Annotated in this window: 21 protein-coding genes; 8 read left to right on the forward strand and 13 right to left on the reverse strand. The window is 35.6% G+C overall.

Annotated elements, in window-relative coordinates:
• Nucleotides 1–52 precede the first annotated feature (52 nt).
• The gene (locus ASG22_RS13295; RefSeq protein ID WP_055985379.1) at nucleotides 53–1,738 is read right to left on the reverse strand and encodes a DUF6909 family protein; all 1,686 of its coding nucleotides are present in this window, start codon (nucleotides 1,736–1,738) and stop codon (nucleotides 53–55) included.
• Between the two features lie 314 nt (nucleotides 1,739–2,052).
• Between ASG22_RS13295 and ASG22_RS13300 the strand changes: the two genes are divergently transcribed.
• Both ASG22_RS13300 and ASG22_RS13305 read left to right on the forward strand, forming a co-directional pair.
• Nucleotides 2,053–4,248 carry a glutamine synthetase III gene (locus tag ASG22_RS13300; protein WP_055985381.1) on the forward strand — a complete coding sequence of 732 codons (2,196 nt, stop codon included), beginning with the start codon at nucleotides 2,053–2,055 and terminating at the stop codon, nucleotides 4,246–4,248.
• A gap of 442 nt (nucleotides 4,249–4,690) precedes the next feature.
• Nucleotides 4,691–5,404 (forward strand): C40 family peptidase, encoded by a 714-nt coding sequence (locus ASG22_RS13305; RefSeq protein ID WP_055985384.1) that lies wholly within the window; start codon nucleotides 4,691–4,693, stop codon nucleotides 5,402–5,404.
• 79 nt (nucleotides 5,405–5,483) lie between these two features.
• Here the strand turns inward: ASG22_RS13305 and ASG22_RS13310 are convergent, their stop codons facing one another.
• The 6 genes from ASG22_RS13310 to ASG22_RS13335 are packed head-to-tail and all read right to left on the reverse strand — an operon-like array spanning nucleotide 5,484 to nucleotide 11,783.
• A complete protein-coding gene (locus tag ASG22_RS13310) occupies nucleotides 5,484–6,065 on the reverse strand; it encodes a pentapeptide repeat-containing protein (RefSeq protein WP_055985387.1) in 582 nt (193 codons plus the stop codon).
• Between the two features lie 49 nt (nucleotides 6,066–6,114).
• A complete protein-coding gene (gene rodA, locus ASG22_RS13315; RefSeq protein ID WP_055985391.1) occupies nucleotides 6,115–7,344 on the reverse strand; it encodes a rod shape-determining protein RodA in 1,230 nt (409 codons plus the stop codon).
• Nucleotides 7,341–9,377: a peptidoglycan D,D-transpeptidase FtsI family protein gene (locus tag ASG22_RS13320; RefSeq protein WP_055985393.1), complete on the reverse strand. Its 2,037-nt coding sequence runs from the start codon at nucleotides 9,375–9,377 to the stop codon at nucleotides 7,341–7,343. The genes rodA and ASG22_RS13320 overlap by 4 nt, the downstream gene beginning before the upstream one ends.
• Nucleotides 9,374–9,880 (reverse strand): hypothetical protein, encoded by a 507-nt coding sequence (locus ASG22_RS13325; RefSeq protein WP_055985397.1) that lies wholly within the window; start codon nucleotides 9,878–9,880, stop codon nucleotides 9,374–9,376. The genes ASG22_RS13320 and ASG22_RS13325 overlap by 4 nt, the downstream gene beginning before the upstream one ends.
• Nucleotides 9,873–10,727: a rod shape-determining protein MreC gene (gene mreC / locus ASG22_RS13330; RefSeq protein ID WP_055985401.1), complete on the reverse strand. Its 855-nt coding sequence runs from the start codon at nucleotides 10,725–10,727 to the stop codon at nucleotides 9,873–9,875. Before mreC ends, ASG22_RS13325 begins: the two co-directional genes overlap by 8 nt.
• Before the next feature lie 30 nt (nucleotides 10,728–10,757).
• Entirely contained in the window at nucleotides 10,758–11,783 is a 1,026-nt protein-coding gene (locus ASG22_RS13335) for a rod shape-determining protein (protein ID WP_055985403.1), read from the reverse strand.
• Between the two features lie 402 nt (nucleotides 11,784–12,185).
• Between ASG22_RS13335 and hemA the strand changes: the two genes are divergently transcribed.
• Genes hemA through hemE form a run of 6 tightly spaced genes read left to right on the forward strand, consistent with a single transcriptional unit; the run spans nucleotide 12,186 to nucleotide 17,379 of the window.
• Complete coding sequence (hemA, locus tag ASG22_RS13340) at nucleotides 12,186–13,460, forward strand: glutamyl-tRNA reductase (RefSeq protein ID WP_055985406.1); 1,275 nt, start codon at nucleotides 12,186–12,188, stop codon at nucleotides 13,458–13,460.
• Entirely contained in the window at nucleotides 13,447–14,358 is a 912-nt protein-coding gene (gene hemC / locus ASG22_RS13345) for a hydroxymethylbilane synthase (RefSeq protein ID WP_055985409.1), read from the forward strand. The genes hemA and hemC overlap by 14 nt, the downstream gene beginning before the upstream one ends.
• Before the next feature lie 20 nt (nucleotides 14,359–14,378).
• Nucleotides 14,379–14,960 (forward strand): DUF1287 domain-containing protein, encoded by a 582-nt coding sequence (locus ASG22_RS13350; protein ID WP_055985412.1) that lies wholly within the window; start codon nucleotides 14,379–14,381, stop codon nucleotides 14,958–14,960.
• 5 nt (nucleotides 14,961–14,965) lie between these two features.
• A complete protein-coding gene (locus tag ASG22_RS13355) occupies nucleotides 14,966–15,622 on the forward strand; it encodes a peptidoglycan recognition family protein (protein ID WP_055985415.1) in 657 nt (218 codons plus the stop codon).
• Complete coding sequence (locus ASG22_RS13360; RefSeq protein WP_055985417.1) at nucleotides 15,622–16,308, forward strand: uroporphyrinogen-III synthase; 687 nt, start codon at nucleotides 15,622–15,624, stop codon at nucleotides 16,306–16,308. Before ASG22_RS13355 ends, ASG22_RS13360 begins: the two co-directional genes overlap by 1 nt.
• A gap of 39 nt (nucleotides 16,309–16,347) precedes the next feature.
• Nucleotides 16,348–17,379: a uroporphyrinogen decarboxylase gene (hemE, locus tag ASG22_RS13365; protein ID WP_055985420.1), complete on the forward strand. Its 1,032-nt coding sequence runs from the start codon at nucleotides 16,348–16,350 to the stop codon at nucleotides 17,377–17,379.
• 204 nt (nucleotides 17,380–17,583) lie between these two features.
• On the opposite strand, the gene ASG22_RS13370 is transcribed toward hemE, so the two are convergent.
• From ASG22_RS13370 to ASG22_RS13395, 6 genes are all read right to left on the reverse strand, one after another.
• Nucleotides 17,584–18,216 (reverse strand): NAD(P)H-dependent oxidoreductase, encoded by a 633-nt coding sequence (locus ASG22_RS13370; protein WP_055985423.1) that lies wholly within the window; start codon nucleotides 18,214–18,216, stop codon nucleotides 17,584–17,586.
• Nucleotides 18,217–18,411: 195 nt separating this feature from the next.
• On the reverse strand, nucleotides 18,412–19,632 hold the full coding sequence (locus tag ASG22_RS13375; protein WP_055985426.1) for an aminotransferase class V-fold PLP-dependent enzyme: 1,221 nt from the start codon (nucleotides 19,630–19,632) through the stop codon (nucleotides 18,412–18,414).
• 158 nt (nucleotides 19,633–19,790) lie between these two features.
• Complete coding sequence (locus ASG22_RS13380; RefSeq protein WP_055985429.1) at nucleotides 19,791–20,429, reverse strand: 50S ribosomal protein L25/general stress protein Ctc; 639 nt, start codon at nucleotides 20,427–20,429, stop codon at nucleotides 19,791–19,793.
• Nucleotides 20,430–20,483: 54 nt separating this feature from the next.
• Entirely contained in the window at nucleotides 20,484–21,422 is a 939-nt protein-coding gene (locus ASG22_RS13385; RefSeq protein ID WP_055985432.1) for a ribose-phosphate pyrophosphokinase, read from the reverse strand.
• Between the two features lie 84 nt (nucleotides 21,423–21,506).
• The gene (locus ASG22_RS13390; protein WP_055985435.1) at nucleotides 21,507–22,958 is read right to left on the reverse strand and encodes a G-D-S-L family lipolytic protein; all 1,452 of its coding nucleotides are present in this window, start codon (nucleotides 22,956–22,958) and stop codon (nucleotides 21,507–21,509) included.
• 10 nt (nucleotides 22,959–22,968) lie between these two features.
• On the reverse strand, nucleotides 22,969–24,204 hold the full coding sequence (locus tag ASG22_RS13395; protein ID WP_055985438.1) for an OmpP1/FadL family transporter: 1,236 nt from the start codon (nucleotides 24,202–24,204) through the stop codon (nucleotides 22,969–22,971).
• Nucleotides 24,205–24,206: the final 2 nt, after the last annotated feature.

Raw genomic sequence — 24,206 nt, forward strand, 5'->3', positions numbered from 1 at the left:
ATAAAAGCCTCAAATGCAACATCTGAGGCTATATTCAATTTAAAAGTAAGTTTTAAGAAAAAAGTTCTTTTTTACCGCTTCGTAAAATCTTTTCTAAGATTCTCAAGGTAATTAAATACGTCGGTTTTACACCAGTTAATCCCAATCCACCAGAAGAAAGCGTACTTCCCGTTTCCAAAGGATTATCCGAAGCATAATACGCATACATCACAAACAGATCCGGTGAAATGTGATGTCTGATTTTAGAAGCTACCTGAATAGCTTTCTGGTAATGTGCCCCTTCCATTTCCAGTCCGATGGCTTTCCATGAAGTATTCATAAAATAAGAAAGAATATCTCTATTCTGCAATGAAGTTCCTAAAACCGTAATCATCGGTCCTTCGAAAGCTTTTAATTCATCATCTTTAAAATCATCTAATTTCAAAGCATTCTCAAACGGATAATTATCTGCCGTTCCTTCAAAAATATGTGAAGTCGGAATCATGATGTCCCCTTTTCCGCCTGAAAGAATTCCTGCTTTACCCATAATAGAAACAGATTTTACTTTCATCATATAAACTTCTCCCTTCTGCTCAAATGGTCTCAACAATTCATCCATCACTTCATACGCCTGCTCTCCGAATGCATAATCGAAAACCATGATCACATCGTCTCCGTCGTATTTTATATGACCGAAAGGAGTATTTTTAAGATTTGTTTTGCTTAAATCAATGATCTGGACATCAATATTACTTCCGCTCTTATCATTAATATAGATCATGCCTTCTTCTAAGGCGTATTTTGAAACTTTGTCGCGAAGTTCTTTTTTATCAGAAATATCTCCGTATAATTTGTAATCTACGTCTTTCGGATCTTTTTTCTTTAAAGCGTCATTGGCATACAGCATATTTTTCACGGAGTGCATATTGGCAGAAATAATATGCAGCGGACGCATGTGAAGATTGTTTTCAAATAAAACTTCTTTCACTTTATTCGCCCATTTTTCACCGAAATAATGGTGTCCTACTCTTTCCTTTAATATGGCACTGAAATGAATTTCTCTTTCTCGTGTCTGTTTTGCATCCTCCAGACTTACTTTTCCCAAGTTGTAGATGATCTTGAATAAACGGTCAGGATTATTATCGTCTCCGAAAGTATTGTAAGCATTCAGCGTTTCTTCAAAAGTTCTTCCTATTAAAGAAGATAAATGAATCAAAGCAACCTCTTTTTCTTTTCTGCTGAATTTTTTTTCGCCTTTTACGACTTCTTCAATAATTTTGAAAGCACGTGTCGGTTTCCAGTTTTCTTCCTGATTGAAAGCTAGATTTCTGATTTTATCGGCTTCTATAAATAAAAAGGTAAGGTGGGTAAGAATATCATAAATTTCAGAACGCCCCAAAAGAACCTCAATATTCATCTGGTGCTCATCGATTCTGTAACAGTTTCTTCTTCTTTTTTTAGGAACAATCGGTTCGAAACTTCCTTTATCAAAACCTTCGTCTGAAGTCAGATGAATGAAGGCACATTCTTCAATACCTTCTGGAAGTCTGTCTAAAACATACATCAAACCATCTAGCTCCAATTTGCTTGGAATACTCATGGTACCGTAAATTTCCGGATTGATCGTCTTCAACAAACTTCTAATGCTTTCTCCTGAAACCCCTCCTGGCTTGAAAAAACCTCTATAAAACAAGTGTCTCATAGATATGTATAGTCTTTCAATGGCCTCGGTAGTTTCTCTTGCTCTAGAATTTGTCATATATTAAAATTTTTATAAAAAGTCTGCTAAGTTACGAAAAATATATTTAATTTATTAATTCACTAAAAATCAAACAGATAATCATTAAACTCGAATACTGATATGCTTTTTAAAATTAATATATATTGAGTTATGGAGAAAGGAATTCAGAATAAATTTTCTTCACATTAAAAACAATAATCTTGTCCACTCTTTTTAATTATCAAATCATTGTTTAAAATTTAGTTAAATTTCACAATACCCCTTAAATTTTAAGGGTAAAAATATTTTCGATTCATTTTTTTTGTAAATTTGCCCCGTAAAAATTAACCTATATGTCAACTTTAAGATTCAAAGCGTTAGAAACTTTACCATTTAAGGACTTTAGAAGAGATAACTCGGTTGAAGTTCCTGTAAAATTGTCAGAATTATTCTGCCAGAATGTTTTCTCAGAAGAAACAATGAGAGAATATTTAACAAAAGAAGCATTCCAATCTATTTTGGATGCGATGAAAAAAGGAACTAAAATCCAAAGACACATTGCAGATCAGGTAGCAGTTGCTATGAAAGACTGGGCAATGAGCAAAGGAGTAACTCACTATACTCACTGGTTTCAGCCTTTGACAGGAACGACTGCAGAAAAGCACGACTCTTTCTTCACACCCATCGAAGGAGGCAGAGCAATCGAAAGATTCAGCGGAAACTTATTGATTCAGCAGGAGCCGGATGCATCTTCTTTCCCGAACGGAGGAATCAGAAACACTTTCGAAGCAAGAGGTTATACTGCTTGGGATCCTACATCTCCGGCATTCATTATGGGAACTACATTATGTATTCCTTCTATTTTTATCTCTTATACAGGAGAAACTTTAGATTATAAAGCACCTCTCTTAAGAGCTTTGAATGCTGTAGACGAAGCTGCAACGAGTGTAATGCAGTATTTCGACAAAAACGTAACAAAAGTAACTCCTACTTTAGGTTGGGAGCAAGAATATTTTTTGGTTGATTCAGCATTGTTTCAATCTCGTCCGGATTTGGTTTTAACAGGTAAAACTTTATTAGGGCATTCTCCTGCAAAAGGGCAGCAATTGGATGACCATTATTTCGGTTCAATTCCTACAAGAGTCATGAATTTCATGAAAGAGCTGGAAGTTGAATGTATGAAATTGGGAATTCCTGTAACAACAAGACACAACGAAGTTGCACCAAACCAATTTGAGTTAGCTCCAATGTTTGAAGAAGTAAACGTTGCCGTAGATCACAACTCTTTGTTGATGGATGTTATGGCAAGAATTGCTCACAGACACCATTTCCATATTTTATTCCACGAAAAACCATTCGCAGGCGTAAACGGAAGCGGAAAGCACAACAACTGGTCTTTGGCAACTGATACAGGGGAAAACCTATTAAGCCCGGGGAAAAATCCTAAGAAAAACTTACAGTTCTTAACATTCTTCGTTAATACAATTAAAGCGGTTTACGAATACGCCGACCTTTTAAGAGCAAGTATCGCATCTGCAAGCAACGACCACAGATTGGGTGCCAACGAAGCTCCACCGGCAATTATTTCTGTATTTATCGGAAGTCAGTTGTTCAGAGTTTTGGAAGAGCTTGAAAAAGTAACGGAAGGAAAACTTTCTCCAGACGAAAAAACAGATTTAAAACTGAATGTAGTAGGAAAAATTCCTGAAATTTTGTTGGATAATACTGATAGAAACAGAACTTCTCCATTTGCATTTACAGGAAATAAATTCGAGATCAGAGCAGTTGGATCTTCTGCAAACTGTGCAGAATCCATGACAGTAATGAACACAATTGCCGCAAAACAATTAGGTGATTTCAAAAAAGAAGTTGATGCTTTAATTGAAACCGGTCTTAAAAAAGACGAAGCTATCTTCAACGTATTAAGAGAATACATCAAACAGTGTAAAAGCATTATGTTTGAGGGTGACGGATATTCTGACGACTGGGCATTGGAAGCAGAAAAAAGAGGGTTAAACAACTTAAAAACTACTCCTGAAGCACTTAAACAGGAAATGGATCAAAAGTTCCTTGATCTTTACGAAGAAATGGGAATCTTCAATCACAGAGAAGTTGAGGCTAGAAACGAAATCAAATTAGAAAAATATTCTACAGTTATCGATATTGAAGCAAGAGTTTTAAGTGACATCGCAAGAAACCACATTATTCCTTCTGCTTTAAAATATCAAAACAGATTAATTGAGAACGTAAAAGGTCTTAAAGAAATCTTCGGAGATAAAGAATTCAAAACATTGGCAAAAGAGCAAATGAGCCTGATTACTCATATTTCTGAAAATGTTTCTACTATTAAATTAGGTGTTGAAGATTTGATTACAGCAAGAGAAGCAGCAAAAGCAGTATCTGAAAGCCAAACGCAGGCAGAAGACTACTGTAATAAAGTTAAGCCGCTATTCGACGTTATCAGAGAAGCTTCAGACAATCTTGAAATGATGGTTGATGATGAGCTTTGGCCAATGACCAAATACAGAGAAATGTTATTTACAAAGTAACATTTGTAAAGTTCCATATTAGTGAAACTCCTCGATTTTATCGGGGAGTTTTTTTATTTTATTTTGAAATCAAGTTTTCGTTTTTATGTTGAAAAATATGTCTAAAAGTAAATAGTAGAGTTAACTATGAAAAACAGGCTAATAATCAATCTTTTATTAACAGTATTTACGAATTGATTTATTAAATAAATTTCAATAAAGATCTGTTGATAGGAAGCATCTATAATAATTATGTTAAAGAATCTTAATAAAAAAAACCGCAGACTTGCCTAAAATAGGGAGTTGCGGTTTGTTTTTTTTTAACATAAGTAAAAATTACGTTAAAAAGTGTTAAAATAAGAACCTGACAATTATCATATCAAGGCTCTTTTACGAGGAATACATACTTTTGTAATGCTTTTGAAAAATACTATCCTTTTTTAACACGTTTAATCAAATATATATGAAGAAAAGAGTTTTGTTTTATTTAGTCGCTATAGTTTCTACAGTTTCGTTACAATCTTGCGCTACAAACTATGTAGCATCAAAACCAGCAACTTATGCTAAAGAATACAAAACAGATGCCAAAGTTGCTTCATTATCAACAACCGTTACAGAGCGTGATAAACAACAGTTAATCAACTCTTTCCTTGCTGAAAAGGCAGTTTCTTTAAACAATGCAAAAAATGCAATCAAAAATTCTGAGATTGCTAAATCTATAAGACATAATACAACAATCGACAACATCTTAACTGAGGCTCAGACTTATCTTGGAACTCCTTACAGATACGGAGGAATGACAAGAAACGGTATCGACTGTTCAGCATTTGTTCTTTCAGTATTCGGTGCTGCGGCAGGGCTTAGCTTACCAAGAGTAGCAGCTTCTCAGTCTCAGGAAGGAGAAAGCATCGAGAAAGAAAAACTTCAGAAGGGAGATTTAATTTTCTTTTCTCACGGAAGAAGAATTTCTCACGTAGGTATCGTAGAAAGTGTAACTGAAGAGGGAGAAGTGAAATTTATTCACGCTGCCACGTCAAAAGGAGTAATGGTTTCTTCATTAAATGATTCTTATTGGGGACCAAAATATAGATTCGGAAAGAGAATTATTAATGAGAACGGAGAAGCTTACAATAATCTTGCAACGACAACTCCGGCATCAAGCGCAACAAATTTTTAATTTAAATAATTGATTCAAATAATGAAACCATCAGCAATCCTGATGGTTTTTTTATTTTGTGTAAATGTGTAGTTTGTTATTAAGAGTTCTTATCAATTTCAATATCGAATACGTTCAATAGACCATGAACTTCTAAAAGGGAAAATTTAGCCTTTTTAAGCCTATTTTGAGAAGGACTTATGGAATAGTTAACCGAAGTTCGGAAATCAGTTTTTTCAAGGTTGGTGCGATCGAAAACAGCCCCGGACAAATCACAGCCACTAACCAATGCGCCTGATATATCACATTCAGAAAAATCAACTTCAATTAATTTTGAATTTTTAAACTGAGTCTTTTTAATCGTGGTTTTATAAAAAACAGAATTATTCAAAATACATCCGTCAAATCTGAATGACATTCCGAAATCATTACAATCGTTAAAATGAAGTCCGAGCATTTTACTGTCTTTGAAAACAACGTCACGAAAAGCAGTTTGCGAAAGTTTTACCATAGATAAGTTGCATCCGATAAATTCACAATCATTAAAATTAAACCCTGAAAGATCCGTATATTCAAAATTACAGTGCAGGAAAGTACAGTTTCCGTATTCTCCTTTTTCTAAAGGCTGTTGCGTAAAATCTATTTTGTCGAAACTTTGATCGTGAATGGATGTTTCTTTCATACAATTTTATTGATGAGGTTCGTTTAAGTTGAAGATTTAATGATAATTTTTAAACCAAACTATTCTTATCCGAATAATTTAATTTAAAGAAAATAAAAGTCATCATCGAAAAGGCAAGCAACGAACTTCCCCCGTAACTAAAGAAAGGCAACGGAATACCAACTGTAGGGAAAAGCCCCATAACCATCCCTAAATTAATCGTAAAGTGCATCAGAAGGATTGAGGCAAAACAATATCCAAAGATACGGTTAAAGCCCGATTTCTGCTTTTCTGCCAGATAATAAATCCTCCCGATGAAGATCATATAGGCAAGAATTAAAATAGCACTGCCGGCAAAACCCCATTCTTCTCCAACAGTACAGAAAATATAATCAGTTTCCTGCTCAGGAACAAATTTACCTTGTGTAACAGAACCTTCACGGTACCCTTTACCTAAAAGTCCACCAGAACCAATTGCTGTTTTTGAATATAATAAGTTATACCCAGAAGTATCTCTGAAAGCCTTTTCACCCTTATACAAAACTTCAATCCTTTCTCTCTGGTGCTTCGGCAGCTTTTCTAAAACGTAAGGCGAACTGAAAGCCAACCCACATAAAATCACAACAGAACCGACAATACTTGAAATGGAAATAACATTCCAGGACATTTTATAATAATTCATGGCGATCCAACCACCGACAATTAAAACAATGGCTCCGGCAACATAAATTGGGTCTACCGCCAAAGAAATAAGAAAAACTCCGGCAAAAAGAAATCCGATTCCAAATAACAATCCATTCAGACCTTCACGATATAAAGCAATGAAAAAGGCTATAAAAACCAACATCGAACCGACATCGGGAATTGCTAACACAACGACCGCAGGAATTCCCACAATGGCTAATGTTGTTAAAAGTGATTTCCTGTTTTTTAAATTAAATTCCGCTCCTGAAGCATAATTGGCTAGCATCAAAGCTGTCCCAATTTTTGCAAATTCAACGGGCTGCATCGTAAAACTTCCGAATTTATACCAGTTTTTCTGTCCGAGAATTTCTTTACCAAAAGGGAAAAGCCCAATTAAAAGCAATACACCGCCAATGTAAATAATCCCCGACATATTTTCAAAGAATTTGCTTCTTCCAATAAAAATAATTATCCCTACAAATAAAGAAATACAGAAGAAAATTAATTGTTTTTCTCCCAATTTTTGGTCTACACTATAAATATTCGCAATTGCAAACAGGCAAAGCAAAACATAGAGTCCCAACCCCAATTTATCTATTCCTTCAGCCCATTTCATGGTTTAGCGGGTTTTGTATTTTTATTTTTGGTTTCGCTGTCTATCTGTTTCTGCAGTTTTATTTTCTGCTCTTTGATAAATTTTAAACTATCCTGAATTCTCTTTTGCTTCGCAGAATCTAAAGCCGGATCTTTATAAAGTCCTTTACGTTTTAAATCTGCAACCCACTGTCTTTTATATTCAGGCATAAAACTTGCGCCCGTCATTTTTTTGTAAAGATTTTCACGTTTCAGATCTCCGGTAATATATTTCTCGGCAATTACCGCAGAAGCCGGACCCGCCCAAGTAGCTCCAAAGCCTGCGTGTTCCATAACGGCAACCACTACGATTTTTGGTTTATCAGCAGGGGCAATTAGTACAAATATAGAGTTATCCTTTCCTTGTGGAACCTGTGCTGTACCCGTTTTCGCCAACATGGTAAAGTCGTTGGACTTCAAACTGTGGGCTGTACCTCTTAAAACCACCGCTTCCATACCTTTCAATACAGGTTCGAAGTGTTTAGGATCAACTAATGTTTTATGTTTTACTTTAAATCGCTTATCAGGATTTGGTTTTCCGTCGATGGACTTTACAATATGAGGAGTATAGTACCAGCCTTTATTAGCAATCGCACCAACATAATTTGCCAACTGTAAAGGCGTAACCATGACATCGCCCTGCCCCATTCCGTTAAAAACCGCTCCGGTTGCTAAAGGATCCCAATTCTTAGGATCTTTTTTTGAACCACTTGCTTTATAAATGCCTGCCATTCTTTTTTCATAAAACTCTCCGGATGGAATTCTACCTTTTGCACCAACAGCAAAGTCATTATTTAAAAATTCACCAACTCCAAAACTGCTCATGATGGCTTTCCATTCATCCACTCCTTTGGAAGGATTTCCAGGATATTTGTTAACTATTGCTAAATAAGCATACGAAAAATAACAGTTACTCGAAACCTGAATCGCAGGAATCAACGGATCTGCACCACCGTGACCTTTAATTCTTAATCCACGATAATTAAAACCACCACCACAAGGGAAAACAGTATTTTCATCCATCACTCCCATTTGCATTGCAGACAACGCTGTAAGCAATTTAAAAGTTGAGCCCGGAGGATAGCCCGCCTGTAAAGAACGATCGAAAGTTGGTTTATTTTCGTAAAGTGTATCTTTCGATAAGGCATATAGATTTTTAGATTTATAAGGACCTGTAAAAAGATTCGGATCAATATCCGGTCCGGTTGCAGCAACCAATACTTCTCCGTTATTTGGGTCTAAAGCGACAATCGCACCATGCTTGTTTACCATCATTTCTTCAGCCATTCTCTGAAGATCATAATCAATAGTTAGCGTAATATCTTTTCCTGTGATAACATCTTTATCTAAAGTTCCGTTTTTGTAAGGACCAACATTTCGGAGCTTAATATCTTTTTGGATATAATTCATTCCCTTTACCCCACGAAGTTCTTTTTCATACGATTTTTCAACGCCCGTTTTGCCGATGAAATCACCCGGTAAATAATAGGTAGAATCTTTTTTGATTTCTCTTTCATTCACCTCACTCGTATACCCCAAAAGGTTTCCCGAAGTAGAAACTTCATATTGTCGTTGAGGTCTTGAAACAATACTGAAAGCTGGATATTTAAAGATAATTTCCTGAACTCTTGCAATATCTTCCCTGCTGAGATCTTTCAGGAAAGTCATTGGGGTAAGTTTAGAATAATATTTTTCTTTTTTAATTGTATTGATTCTTTTAATTAAATCTGCTTTGGAGATCCTCATTAAATTACAGAAAGCCAGCGTATCAAAATCAGGTTTCATTAGCGCCTGAGTAAAAGAAATTTCATAAGCAGGCTGATTTCCCACCATGATTTTACCATTTCTATCGAAAATGACTCCACGTTGTGGAATGACATATTCAATTTTAATGGAAGTATTCGCTGCATTTAAAGCATAACGGTCTGTAAAGAGTTGTAAATAAGAAAGTCTTGCCACGAAAATCAAGGCAATGACCACTAAAACCGAAAAAATTTTTAAATAACGTGTGTTCAAACTTTTTGTTTGATTTTAAATATTAATGCGTAAATAACTATAAATATAAAGGAAATTATACTAGTTATCCCAACATTAAGTAATATTTCAAAAAATCTACTCAACTTAAAGAATTCTATATACTGTACTAAAAGCTGATGTAAAAAGATACTTGAAAATAAAAACAGCAAAAACTGCGCCCATTGAAGGGACTGAAAAGAGAAGAAATCTGTAGATGTATCTGTAGATGTTCTGAAAATTAAGGTTCTGAAATAAGCCACCAACGTTGTTGCCAATGCATTGATTCCCCATGAATAAAGGAATGCATCAACCGATAAGCCGATCAGAAAACTTAAAGCCAAAAACTGAAATTTATTTCTGAAAAAAGGATAAAACATAACAAACACGGGATACAACACTGGAGTGTATTTCCCGAAAATGGTGATCCTGTTCAATACAAAAATTTGTAATGCAACCAAGAAAATCATGATTAATATGTCGGTAAATAAAGTCCTGCTAATCATTTTCCTTTTTTATTACAGCCTGCATTGTATCCTGAATTTTTTGAACCTCAGCTTTTTTAAGATTTTTAACAACGTAAACTTTGCTCAAAGCTCCCATTTTTTCACTTAATTCCACTGAAATATCCCAAAATCCTGTTTTATTATCTACGGAATAACCCGCAATTTTGCCAATCTGAACACCTTTAGGAAAAATTGCCGATTTCCCATCTGTAACAACAGTATCGCCAATTTTCAAAGCAACATATTTAGGAATATCTGCCAGATGCATTACACGGGAATTATCTCCGTTCCACGTTAATGTTCCGAAATATCCTGAATTTTTTAACGCAGCATTAATTCTGATTCTATTCACACTTAAAACCGATTGAACCAATGCATAACTATCTGTAGAATTAATAACGATTCCCGCAATTCCTTTCGGAGCCATTACGCCCATCTGTGGAAACACACCGTCTCTTCGGCCTCTGTTTATAGTAAAATAGTTGTTTCTTCTGTTGATACTGTTGAAAACAATTTCTCCATCTACAAAAGTATAGATTTGTCCTCCGCCTAAAGTATCATGAACTTTTCTGAATTTTGGATTTGCAGCACCTTGTTTACCATAAAGTTCAACCATCAAAGCCTTGTTTTGTGTCACAAGATCTTCGTTGATTTGTTTTAGTTTAAGATATGAAACTCCCTCATCAATATATCCGGAAATCCATGAATTAAGCGCAGCCGACTGACCCGCAATCCACGATTTCTGCATGGCATTCTTAGAGAATATCAAAACCAGAGCAATAATTTGCAGAAATATAAAGAAAACAAGAAGAGCATTCTTTGAAAATAATCTCAGCAAAAATCCCATTCAGATATACGGTCGTAAAAAAGTTAAAATTTATTTGATCAGGAAATTGAATTTATCCATATTCTTAAGTGCAATACCCGTTCCACGAACAACTGCTCTTAACGGATCTTCAGCCACAAAAACCGGGAGACCCGTTTTCTTATGTAATCTGTCCGCAAGACCTCTTAACAAAGCGCCACCACCCGCAAGATAAATACCTGTTTTGTAAATATCAGCAGATAATTCAGGAGGCGTAAGAGATAAAGTTTCCATAACCGCATCTTCAATTCTGATAATTGATTTATCTAAAGCACGAGCAATTTCTTTATAGCCAACCATGATTTCTTTTGGCTTACCTGTAATTAAGTCTCTACCTTGTACCGGAATATCTTCTATATCAACATCTAAGTCTTCAACAGCAGAACCTACTTCAATTTTAATTCTCTCCGCAGTTCTTTCCCCAATATAAAGATTATGATGAGTTCTCAGGTAATAAGCGATGTCGTTGGTAAATACATCACCTGCAATTTTCACAGACTTATCACAAACAATACCACCTAAAGCTACAACAGCAATTTCAGTAGTACCACCACCTATGTCGATAATCATATTACCTTCAGGCTTTTGAACATCAATACCCACTCCTATTGCAGCAGCCATTGGCTCATAAATTAATCGTACATCTTTAGCATTCACTTTCTGAGCAGAATCTCTTACCGCTCTTTTTTCAACTTCTGTAATTCCTGAAGGAATACAGATAACGATTCTTAAAGCCGGCTGGATAAATCTTCCTTTAATCCCAGGAATTTTTTTGATAAACTCCTTGATCATGTGCTCAGAAGCATGAAAATCTGCGATTACCCCATCTTTCAAAGGACGGATCGTTTTGATATCCTCATGCGTTTTACCCTGCATATGTTTTGCCTGCTCACCTACCGCAATTGGCTTACCAGTAGATCGTTCAATTGCTACAATTGAAGGCTGATCTATAACAATTTTATTATTATGAATGATAAGCGTGTTGGCAGTTCCAAGGTCTATCGCAATATCTTGCGTAAACATATCGAATAAACTCATATTTTTCTTCTGATTTTTTAAAGAGTTACAAAGATATGAATTTAAGGCAACCCAAGAAATTTCAAAAGCATATAATTTGGTTAAAATTTTATTAAAATTTACAATCAGTTATTAACTTTTACTTTAAGCATTTACAGACTTTGATTTAAACCAAATTTAAGATTTTACAGGCCTGGCGCCGGAAAACAAGAGACCATTGTTTGATACATCAACAAAAAGAGCAAGAACCGCATTAAAAACCATAAATTAATTCTTAAAAACGTTAACACTAAATCAAAAATTTCCAGATTTTGAAACAGAACAAATTTTATTTAGAACAAACCCAAAATAGGTTTTTACGATAATTATCATATACATTATCAAAACGCAATTGCTCAAAAAAAATGTAAATTTGCCACGCTTATGTTACAGTATTCCAATATACATAAAACGTCGAATTTTGCCGTACTTTCTATAAGTTTTGAAAAAGCTGATGTAGAAACGAGGGGCAAATTTGCATTCTTTGATGACAATATCAAAAACTTTGTTACCCAAATTCATGATGAAGATTTAGGAGATGTATTCGTAGTTTCTACGTGTAACAGAACCGAAATTTACACTACTTCTCCCAATTATCTTTTGGTTGCCGAAGAATATTGTAAAACCATCGGCGTGAATCTGATGGACTTTCTTCAGTTTGCCAATATCTTAACAAAAGAAGAAGCTTTAACGCATCTTTTCAAAGTGGCAGCAGGATTGGAAAGTCAGATCATCGGTGATTTCGAAATTATCGGACAGATTAAAAAAGCATACAACCGTTTCAAAAAAGAAAGAAAAAACTCGAATCCATTTTTGGAAAGAGCTATTAATTCTGCGATTCAAATTTCGAAAAGAATTAAGAATGAAACAGGAATTTCTAACGGTGCGGCTTCCGTTTCTTATGCGGCAGTTCATTATATTTTAAATAATCAGAAAAGAATTACCGAAAAAAACATTCTTTTATTAGGCGTTGGCGAAATCGGACAAAATACGGTTGAAAATTTGGTAAAACATGTTTATCAGCCGAAAATCCAGATTGCTAACAGAACTCAGGAAACCGCAGCAAAAATTTCTGAAAAATATAATATCCCTCATATTGATTTCGCTGATTTTGATAAAGAATTAAACAATACAGACATTCTGATTGTTGCGACAGGCGCAAGACAGCCAATCATCAACAAATCTCATTTTCAGGACGAAAGAGAAACTTTGGTTATAGATCTTTCCATTCCGCATAACGTAGATAAAAATGTAACTGAAAATGGAAATGTAACACTGATTGATGTTGATGAACTTTCTAAACAGATTCAGGAAACGATTCAGCAAAGGGAAAAAGAAATCCCGAAAGCCGAGAAAATCATCAAGGAAATGACAAAAGAGTTTCTTGAATGGGAAAAAAAGAGAAAACTGGCTCCCAATATTCATCATTTCAAAGCCGTTTTGAAGAATATGGAACGTAACGAAATGCACAATTTTTACAGAAAAAATAAATACATAAACATCACGGATATGGAACTTTCTGATAAAATGATTCAGAAAATCACCAACCGTTTTGCAAAATATATCATCGATAATCCTTTAAAAGCCGAAGAAATTAGTAAATTAATGCACGAAATATTAGTTGAACAACCAAACAACGAATTCAATGAAAAGCATTAGAATCGGAACCAGAAATTCCGCATTGGCACTTTGGCAGGCGAGAGAAGTTGCGAGGCATCTTCAAAACAGCAATTATTTAACGGAAATTGTTCCTATCATATCTTCGGGCGATAAAAATCTTACTCAGCCGCTGTATGCTTTAGGAATTACCGGCGTTTTTACAAGAGATCTTGATACCGCATTACTGAATGATGAGATCGATATTGCCGTACATTCCCTAAAAGATGTGCCGACGAAACTTCCGGAAAATCTTGAGATCGTTTCTTACCTGGAAAGAGATTTTCCTCAGGATGTTCTCATAAGAAAAGAATCTGCAAAAGATAAAGAATTTCACGAACTGAAACTGGCGACAAGCAGTTTGAGAAGAAGAGCATTTTGGCTAAAAAATTTCCCTCACGCTGAATTTTCGGATATTAGAGGAAATATTCAAACCCGTCTTCAAAAATTACAGGAAGGAGATTTTGACGCTACGATTTTATCTTTAGCCGGAATCAAAAGAATGAAAATGGATATTGATTATGAAATGATTCCGTTTTTAATTCCAGCTCCATCGCAAGGCGTAATTGCCATTGCCGGACATTCTGATAAAAAAGAAATTAACGATATTATAAAGCAGTTAACCAACCACGAAAAAACTCAGATCTGTGTAGAAATGGAAAGAAATTTCCTGAGTACACTTGAGGGCGGATGTACCGCTCCGATTGGTGCTTTTGCCGAAATATTTGAAGATCAGGTTCGTTTCAAAGCAGCGCTTTGTTCATTGGACGGGAAAAACTGTATTGCCACTGATGAAAACTTCATCTATAATGAAGAAGAAAATTTCGGGGAAAAGTTTGCAAAAGTTATTCTGGAAAATGGCGGAAAAGAATTGATGGCAGAAATTAAGAGCCAAATTTAATTTGATTCTAAACTCTGGCAATGAAAAAGTCTCTATCTATTTTTCTGATTATATTTTGTGTTTTTATAACAAACGCACAGCAATCTTTTTCTCAAAAATTATCTGATGCCGCTTTAAGCTTAACAAAAACGAAAGTTACTTACGATCCTGCTTATTTTACAATAGATTATCCGAACGGCGATGTTCCTGCAGACAAAGGAGTTTGTACCGATGTTGTGATCAGAGCGTACAGAAAATTAGGAATTGACCTTCAGAAAGAAGTACACGAAGATATGGCGAAAAACTTTTCAAAATATCCGAAAACCTGGGGGTTAAAAAAGCCTGACACCAATATCGATCACCGAAGAGTTCCAAACCTTAGAGTTTTCTTTGCCAAATTCGGAAAATCAAAATCGACTGAAACAAAACCTGAACTGTATGTTCCGGGAGATATTGTGACTTGGCTTTTGCCTGGAAATTTAACACACATCGGAATTGTAGTCAACAAAAAGTCGGCGGACGGGAAAAGATATTTAATTGTTCATAATATCGGTGCCGGACAGGTGATTGAAGACTGTCTGTTTAAATTTACAATCACCGGACATTATCAATACCAAAAATAAAATGTATGAAGAATATTATTTGTTTTTTGTTTGTGTTGATGATAGGTTTTGTATCAGGACAGAAAAATGAACCGAAAATTATTAGTAAGCCAATCAGTTATTCAGACGAGAGAATTCGGTTGAGTTTAGAATATTTAAATGAACATCACGGTTTGATTCAAAAAAGCCCGACGATTGTTCCGAAAATGATTGTTTTGCACTACACAGCAGGCGGAACGGTAGAAAGTAATTTCAAATATTTTAATAAAACACATCTTGAGAGCGCAAGAAACACTTTAAAGAAACAGAGTACATTAAATGTTTCCTCACAGTTTATTATCGACAGAGACGGAACTATTTATCAATTAATGGAACCTAATATGTTCGCAAGACATACCATTGGCTTGAATTACTGTGCCATCGGGATTGAAAATATCGGCAGCAAAAAAGAACCGCTTACCGAAAAACAAGTTTCAGCCAATGCGCAGCTGATAAGATATTTAACTCAAAAATATAAAATAGGATACCTCATCGGTCATTCGGAATATGGAGTTTTCAGAAATTCTAAATTGTGGAAAGAATCTGATCCCAATTATTTTACTGCAAAAGAAGATCCCGGAAAAAATTTTATGAATAAAGTGAGGCTTCAGGTCGCCGACTTACATTTAAAAGAGAAACCTTAATGAAAATTTTATTTACCAAAAATATAGACCCAGCTGTTTTATCCAAAGAATTAGGAGAGAATATTTCGGCTGATTGTGTTGAGGTAATTAAAACAAATTCTATTAGAATAAAGCCTTTTGATCTCAAAAACCATTCACTGATTTTTACAAGCTCAAATGGAGTAGGTTCTTTTTTTAAAAATGGCTTTAAACCAAATGAAGATTTTACAGCAAAAAACTACAATAAAATCTATTGCGTCGGTGAAAAAACAAAACGTGAACTAAGAAAACATGGTTTCGGTACTTTTAAAGTATTGAAAAATGCAGAAACCCTTTCAAAATTTATTATTAGCTATTGTCAGGATGAAAGTTTTCTGCACTTTTGCGGAAATCTGGCGATAAGCGTTCTCGACAACGAACTTCCACTGCAAAATATTCAATATAAAAAAGTTACCGTTTATAATACAGAAGAAACTCAACCTCTGATACCTGAAAAATATCATGCTGCTGTATTTTTTAGCCCGAGCGGAGTTCGTAGTTTTGCAAAACAGAATTCTTTTGAAAATATGATGCTTTTTTCGATAGGAAAAACAACGTCGAAAGAATTAACAAAACATACAGAATCTAAGATTTTTACAAGTAACAAAAATACGTTATCAAACCTGTTGTCGGTTATAAGAGAAACTTTAAAGAATATTCAATCTTAAAAAATCAACTAAAAAACCAACAGCTATCAACTAAAAGATATGATTAAAAACGACCTATATTTAAAAGCACTTCGCGGAGAAACCGTAGAAAGACCGCCCGTTTGGATGATGAGACAGGCAGGAAGATATTTGCCGGAATTCATTGCGCTGCGTGACAAATATGATTTCTTCACAAGATGTCAGACTCCGGAATTGGCTTCTGAGATCACTGTACAACCGATCAGAAGATATCCTTTGGATGCTGCGATTTTGTTCTCTGATATTTTGGTGGTTCCGCAAGCGATGGGAATCGATTTCAAAATGAAGGAAAACGTTGGTCCGTGGTTGGATAATCCGATCAGAACAATGGAAGATGTACAGAATGTTGTGGTTCCGGACGTGAACGATACTTTAGGATACGTTTTTGATGCGATTGAACTGACTTTACAGAAATTAGACAATGAAATTCCATTAATAGGTTTTGCGGGTTCGCCTTGGACGATTCTTTGCTACTGCGTGGAAGGAAAAGGAAGTAAAGCTTTTGATATTGCTAAATCTTTCTGTTTCCAGCAACCGGAAGCGGCACATTTGCTATTGCAGAAAATTACAGATACGACGATTGCTTACCTGAAAAGAAAAGTTGAAAAAGGCGTTTCTGCCGTTCAGGTTTTCGATTCGTGGGGCGGAATGCTTTCTCCGGCTGACTATCAGGAATTTTCATGGAAATATATCAAGCAAATTGTTGATGCATTGAGTCCGTTGACGCACGTTGTGGTTTTCGGAAAAGGATGTTGGTTTGCTTTGGAAGATATGATTCAGGCACCGGTTTCCGCTTTGGGTGTTGACTGGACCATTAAGCCCGAAATAGCACGAACGTTAACCAATCACACGATGACACTTCAGGGAAATTTTGATCCTGCAAGATTGCACTCTACACCGGAAACAATTAAAAAAATGGTAAATGAAATGATTAACCGTTTTGGGAAAGACAGATATATTGCCAATTTAGGTCACGGAATTTTACCCAATATTCCTTTGGAAAATGCGGAAGCATTTATCAGAGCAGTAGTAGATTGGAAGCCGAATAATTAATTTTTTTATCTTCTACAGAGTTACAACACACTTGTCGTTCCTTGGAAATTTAGGTTTAAAAATTATTGTAAATACATTATCGAGATTCCTATGGAATGACAAACTACATATGAAACTTTATGTAAATTTTCGAATTTTAAACTTATTAAATAAAACAAAATCCCTTTCATTTCTGAAAGGGATTTCTATGTAAATGACTAATAATTAATTAACTTCAGTAATAAAATCTTCTTTCGGTTTTCTCACTTTCGTAAGGTTTACCAACCAGTCGTTTGAAGGATCTCTGTAACCTATTGGTAATAAAAGAACACTTTTCAGACCTTTTTCTTTTAAGTTTAAAATTTGATCAACTTCTTCAGGAACAAAACCTTCCATTGGGGTAGAGTCTACCTCTTCAAAAGCCGCTGCAATAATTGCCGCTCCGAAAGAAATATAAGCCTGTTTTGCTGCGTGTGTGAAGTTTTCATCGGCTGATCTCTGAGGATAAGTACTTAACAACATCTGTCTGTAGTTTTCCCAGCCTTCATTCTTGAAGCCTCTTATATCATTCGTAAGATCAAACATTTTGTTGATTCTTTCTTCCGTATAATTATCCCAGGCAGCGAATACTAAAAGGTGCGAACAGTCTGTAATCTGCGGCTGATTCCATGCGTGAGGTTTGATCTGTTCTTTAATTTCCTGATTGGTAATAACAATAATTTCGAAAGGCTGCAATCCGCTTGAAGTAGGTGCCAATCTTGCAGCTTCCAATATTTTATCCACTTTTTCCTGTGGTATTTTTTGACCGTTCATTGCTTTAGTTGCAAATCTCCAGTTCAGTTTTTCTATTAAATCCATGTATTATATTTTAACCCCGCAAAATTACTTCATGTACAACCAATATCAGGAACGGAATTTTATATTTGTTTTATCGTTGTTGTCTATTATTGATGATGAGTTTAAGTATAATTAATTTAATATTACCAAATAGTAAAAACAAACCATCCCTGAAATTCCGAGATGGTTATTTTTTAAACTATATTTTATCTAAAATTAGCTGAGCATTTTCTGAGCTTTTTTCACGCCTTCTACTAAAATATCAATTTCCTCAAACGTATTATATACTGCAAAACTCGCTCTCACCGTTCCTGCAATATTAAAGAAATCCATAATTGGCTGTGTACAATGATGTCCCGTTCTTACGGCAATTCCCAATTTATCAAGAATCATCCCAACATCCGAAGCGATTCCTATTCCTTCTAAATTGAAAGAAACAACCCCGGTTCTGTTGGCTTTTTCACCATAAATTTTTATTCCGTCGAGCTCTAGCAAATGTCTTTGGGCATATTCCAATAAAGCATTTTCATGATTCTGAATTGTTGACTGGCCTACTTTCTGAATAAAATCAACAGCCGCACCTAACGCAATATTACCTCCAACATTCGGCGTTCCTGCTTCATATTTAAAAGGGAGACCAGCGTACGTTGTTCCGTCGAAAGAACAAGTTGCAATCATCTCTCCTCCTCCGTGAAACGGTGGTAAATCTTCAAGAATAGCTTGTTTTCCATATAAAATACCGGTTCCCATCGGTGCGTACATTTTATGTCCTGAGAAAACAAAGAAATCACAATCCATTTTCTGAACATCGATTGTAAAATGAGGTGCAGATTGTGCACCATCAATCACAATGTAAGCATCGGTGTTTTTTCTTGTTTTTGCAATAATTTCTTCAATAGGATTTACTATTCCCAATGCGTTTGAAACCTGATTAACAGAAACAACCTTTGTTTTTTCGCTTAAAAATTCATCAAACTTATCCAACTGAAGAATTCCGTTTTCATCAATCGGGATAACTCTTAATTTTGCTCCGGTTCTTTCACAAAGCATCTGCCAGGGAACAATATTTGAATGATGCTCAAGATAAGAAATGATAATTTCATCGTCTTTTTTTAATTTTTGAGTCAAAATATAAGCGATGAGGTTCAATCCTTCGGTAGTTCCTTTGGTAAAAATTACTTCAAAATCATGTTCAGCATTAATGAATTTCTGGATTTTTCTTCTAGAAAGTTCCATTTCTTCTGTTGCCAACTGACTTAATGTATGAATTCCTCTGTGTACGTTTGCGTTAAGCTCTGTATAATATTTGTTCCAAACTTCTAACACTGAGTTTGGTTTTTGTGATGTCGCCGCATTGTCGAGATAAACCAACGGTTTACCGTTCACCTTCTGATCTAATATAGAAAACTGACTTCTTATTTCCTGAATGTCAAACATTTATTACAATTTTAAATTAAAACGTTCTTATTTAGAACACTTCAAATTTACGGCTTTTTTCTGAAAGCAATTAATGCTTACAACCATAATAGATGTAATCTAAAAACAAAAAACCTGTCAAAAAATTGACAGGTTTCATATTTTCAAATAAGTAGTTCTTATTCTGCTGCTGCTTCCTCAGTTGCAGGAGCTTCTCCTTCAGTTGCAACTTCTTCTTCCTCATCATCATCTTGAGCTGCACCACCTTTCGCTGCATTTCTAGACATTTTAACAGCTACTACAACTGCATTGTCTGGATGTACGAAAGAATATCCTTCAGTTTTGATTGCTCCAACATAAAGTTTGTTACCAATTTTAAGTGGAGTAATATCTACAACAATCTCGTCTGGCAAGTTTGCAGGGATAGCTTTTACTTTCAATTTTCTGAAAGACTGACGTAAAACACCACCAGCTACAACACCTTTAGAACGACCAGTGATTCTTACAGGAACTTCCATAACTACCGGCTTATCATCAGATAATCTGTAGAAGTCTGCGTGAATAATTTTGTCTGTAATTGGGTGAAACTGAATATCTTGAAGAACAGCAGGAATTACCTGTCCGTCAACTTCAATAGATACCGTGTGTGCTTCAGGAGTATATACCAAACCTTTGAAAGCTCTCTCTTCTGCAGAGAAGTTCAATGGCTCGCCACCTCCGTAAACAACACAAGGAACTAATTCAGCATCACGTAAAGCTTTTGTCGACTTTTTGCCCACGCTTTCTCTTTTTGTACCTTGAATTGTAATAGATTTCATTTATAAAAATTTAAAAAATTGTTTTAATTTGATTTGCAAATTAGTAAAAATCAATTAGATAACAAACTTACTGCTAATTGATTGATGCTCATGAACCATCTTCATAACATCTGCAAATAATGGGGCGCAAGATAGCACTTTTATTTTAGACGACAAATTATTTTTCACAGGAATTGAGTCAGTTACAATAACTTCCAATAATTTTGAGTTCTCAATATTATCGTAAGCTTTCCCGGAAAGTACTCCGTGAGTTGCCATTGCTCTTACAGATTTTGCTCCTTTTTCCATAAGAATATCTGCTGCTTTGCAAAGTGTACCTGCCGTATCAATCATGTCATCGATAAGGATAACATTTTTTCCTACTACATCTCCGATAAGGAACATTTCTTCTACAACATTTGCTTTCTTTCTTTCTTTGTAAGCAATTACCACATCAGCACCAAGGTGACCTGCATAGTTTTTCGCTCTTTTTGCACCTCCCATGTCCGGAGAAGCAATCGTAAGATTTTCAAGATTTAAATCTCTGATGTAATCCACAAATATTGTTGAAGCATACAAATGATCAACAGGAATTTCAAAGAATCCCTGAATTTGGTCTGCGTGAAGATCCATTGTCATCACTCTTGTTGCTCCCGCAGCAGTCAGAAGATTTGCTACCAATTTTGCACCGATTGGCGCTCTTGGTTTATCTTTTCTGTCTTGTCTTGCAAGCCCGAAGTATGGAAGTACCACTGTAATGCTTTTAGCAGAAGCCCTTTTAGCAGCATCAATTATTAAAAGAAGTTCTAATAAATTGTCTGCCGGAGGGAATGTAGATGCGATTAAAAAAACTCTTCCTCCTCTTACAGACTCATCCAAAACAGGTTCAAATTCTCCGTCACTGAATGTTTGAAAGTTGATTTTTCCTAATTCTTTCCCATAATAGTGGGCAATTTTTTCTGCTAGCTCCTTACTAGTTCTTGTTGAAAATAGATAACTTTGTTGCTCGGCCATTTTTACTTTTTAAAAGATTTTGCAAATTTAAAAAAAAACCACAAGAATCTATCCTGTGGTTTCTAAGTTTTTATTTTTCAATTATTATGGGAACGTTACTCCGGAATAATTGTTAGGATTTACCTGTGGCAATGTGGATTTATACTTATCATTAATTGACTTGATAAACTCATTTGCAATAATAGCATATCCTCTACCTGTAAGGTGAACTCCATCAAGTGAGAAAGCACCACCGCTTACAAAAGTTGCTGTATATTTTACGCCGTCCCAAGTGATTCCTGATTTAGAATTAAGCTCCTCCATTTTAGCATTAGCATCAACAAAAGCAAGATTTTTGGCAGTGGCAACACTTTTTATAGCTGTATTAAATGCCGCTGTTGCTGTTGTAACTTTTGCAGCTTCTAACTCAGTCAATACCAATTTATCTTCAAGCGGTACAGATGTACCACCTCCCGCTTGTGGAGTAAGAACTCTACTTGCCGGTAATAAGATAAAATCCTTTGCAGTTGTCTGTCTGTATTTTGGAAGTGCACCCGCTCCAGTTAAATCTTTATCAACAATCACAGCTCCATTGGCTACCGCTCCTGCAGTAAATTTAATTAATCTTCTTTGATATTCTGCGTCATTAATTGCTCCTAAATTTTTTGCATTAAGCAAACCCGCATTATATGTTGCATACGCTGTATTCAGTTGAGCTACTTGTGTATCGGTAAGATTCGTAAGAGGCATTGCAGGAACTCTTGTAAAGTAAGGAACACTTGTTACATTAGGGATATTTGCAATAACGCCTTTTCTTGTGGTTCCGGCTGGAAATAATAACCCTACAAGTGCAGTATAGGTATTGGTAAAACCAACTCCAACAGCCCCATCGACAGGAGTAATTGGGTTCGATCCATCTCCACCTGAAGTAGCATATCCTAATACATCATTATTTCCTATCCATAAAGATACAAATGTTGGATTTTGAGATAAAGCATCTCCTAAGACTGAAGTTGTAGCAGAAGTAGCGAACCTCACAAAATATGGATTAGCAGTTCCAGTAAGCAAACCTGCCTGACTTCCATAACCCGGAGCTAATAAATGTGCAACTTTTGCACCTGGAACTCCCATATTCTGATAAGGACCAGCGGATGTAACATTGTCTAAAGCAGCACCCGGAGCAGTAGGTCCGGGAGATAATGCTCCATTAACAACAGTTAAAGTATATTTTCCTGCAAAGTCTCCTGTAGTAGGGTTAAATAAATTTGTAAAACCTCCTGTATCGTTAGGCATTAATGGTTGTTTAAACTCACCGCCACCTGCAAGCTTCATCTGCATTGCAATCATGCTTGGGTAAGACTCATTCTGACCTGATCTGTAAAGAGCAGCATCTCTATAACCTGAAGTTAAAGAGTTTCCTAAAGAAATATATTTAGAAAAATCGGCTTCGCCTTTGGTTACAACAACATCATTTACATCATTATCAAAATCATCCTCGCAGCTTGTTGTAAAAAGCAATGCGGAAATAGCGAATGTAGAAATTATAATTTTTTTCATAGTCTTTCAATTAAAAAGGATTATAAGATAAACCTAAACCTAGATAGAATGCCGTAGCTTTAGCCTGTCCGTAAAAACCTAAATTTTTATTGCTCACAGTTCTCGCCTGAGGCATTGCGTAACCTCCCGCAACATCAACTCCGAATTGTTTTAATTTAAATCCAACTCCACCCGTTACAACATACGTATTGAATGAAGGTGTTTCCGGAATAAAATTATCATCAGAATAAGGAGATTCATCATAATATGCACCTAAACGTCCGTAGATCATATTGGTAAATGCATATTGAGTTCCCAATCGGAATGTTTTAGAGTTTCTGAAATTTTTAGGAGAAACAGAAATTGTGGGATCGGTTTGATTTCCTACAGGAGCGTGAGCAAAATCTAATGTCAGCTGCGTATATCTAGACCAACCGTGATAGTTGAAATCTGCAGAAACCAACCATTTTGGAGTAAATTTATAAGTTAAACCTATAGTATATTCTTCAACTAAAGGTAAAGTTGCCGTAAAACTGTCTTTCCCCGTACCATCTAACCCTAACAAAGGATAAATAGACGCCTTCGGAAACTGGAATGTAGCCACTCCTTTTTTAGCCTTTACATCAACCGGTGAGCGGTAAGCAATACTTACATCCAATTTAGGATCCGGTCTGAAATAGAAACCGAAACCGTACCCATGTCCACTTGCTTTTTCATCTTTAAGATTAACCGATCCGCCGAATTGCGTAACAGCTTTATCCCAGTTTACCTGTCCTTTTACATAAATATAGCTCGCCCCGAAAGATAACCAATCTGCCATTTTCACAGAAACCATCGGCTGGAAGTAGAAACTTTTAAGCTCAAGCTTTTGTACCATTTCTTTTCCTTCCCAGTCACTTGGCCATTCGATCGTACTTCCGAAAGGTGTTGAAAAACTGAATCCGACTGATAATTTATCTATCGGTCTGTAGGCAATCGCAGCATAAAGAGGCGTACCCATTGGGTTATCAGTAGAGGTACTCTGCAAAGTGTTCGTATTTTGGAAAGTAACTTTATTACTTGCTCCGAATCCACCCGCAACAATACTCAATTTTGAAGGAATGAATGACATACCTGCAGGGTTAAAGAATGCCACACTTGCATCTTCAGCATGCGCACTTGTATGTGCCATTGCCAATTGTTTTACCCCTTGCAGAGAAACCCTGAAGCCACCTGCGTAAGATAGAACACCTGCCAATAATGCAGTTGATACTAATATTTTTTTCATAG

This window comes from Chryseobacterium sp. Leaf405, from assembly GCF_001425355.1.
Classification (GTDB): Bacteria; Bacteroidota; Bacteroidia; order Flavobacteriales; family Weeksellaceae; genus Chryseobacterium.